Raw genomic sequence first — 1,073 nt, forward strand, 5'->3', positions numbered from 1 at the left:
GAAGGCGAAGCTTTCGGTCCATCCGGCATCGGCGAGGTCATCGTCGTGGAAGTGGGCGGCGTTGAACAGTCCGGGTGCATCGGTCGCCCAGCGCGCCTGCCCTTCCAGATCGGGTCCGGCGACAAGGCGGGTCGGGCGATTGATCGTCCGCCCCGGCGCATTGCCCCCCGCGACATCGGGCACGATCTCGCTCGCCGCCTCCGCGACGAAATCCCAGGCGGCAACGGGCCTGCCCGCGCCGTCCGAAAGCCGAAGATCGGCGAGGCGTCCGTTGAACGGGTCATGGACGATGGACTGGCGACCCGCGCACCCGACCCCGCTCGCGGCGAAGACGAGGCCCGCGAGTACCGCGTCGCCCGACGGATCGAACGCGAGGCTCAGTGTCCCCCCGCCACCGAGCGGATTGAAACGGGGGCTTTCCCACGAGAGCCGCATCGCGCCGCCGCGCAGGTCCAGATGCAACCGGAACCTGCGCCACTGGTTGACCGGCACCGGGACAGCCTTACTCGCGGCTCCATCCGGTCCGGACAGCACCAGCCCCTCCGGCCCGAGCGTCGCCCGGAAAACGCGCCCCGCCGAATCCGTCAGCGCGAACAGGGTCTGCGGTCCGGCCTTGGCCAGTGTCGGACGAAACGCCCCCGTCAGCACCATCTCGCCAAGGGGCGGCGGCGTTTCCACCACCATGCAGGAACCGGCGCGGATATGCTGCTCCTCGCCCCGGAAAACCTCGCGGTTGACCGGATGATCGACCACCTCTTCCTTGCGGCCGGGGCCTTGCGGGTTCTGGTCGGCATGGATCAGCCGCCGCAGCTCCACGCGATATTCCGGCGCGCCGCAACTCACGAAGAAACCGATGCGTTCCCCCGCCCACGCGCTCCAGCGCGATGCATATCCGACAATCCTGATGACAGCCTCCTGAGACGTTGGGCGCGACCCTCAAGCCTTCGCGGGCGGATCACCTTCCTCGTGCGCGAAATGCAGGTCGAACGCCTTGTTCGAAATGAAGAGATAGGTGACGTCGTTTTCCGCCGTCGCGCCATGGTTCATGAGCGACCGTTCGGGGAACCAGAAAA

General features: G+C 67.7%; 1 protein-coding gene. It reads right to left on the minus strand.

Features of this window, described 5'->3' with window-relative positions:
• Positions 1 to 843 (minus strand): hypothetical protein (locus tag IQ35_RS21005; protein ID WP_199740005.1); only part of this gene is annotated, 843 nt, incomplete at its 3' end.
• Positions 844 to 1,073: the final 230 nt, after the last annotated feature.

The sequence above is a fragment of the Sphingobium wenxiniae genome (assembly GCF_007830065.1).
Classification (GTDB): Bacteria; Pseudomonadota; Alphaproteobacteria; order Sphingomonadales; family Sphingomonadaceae; genus Sphingobium; species Sphingobium wenxiniae.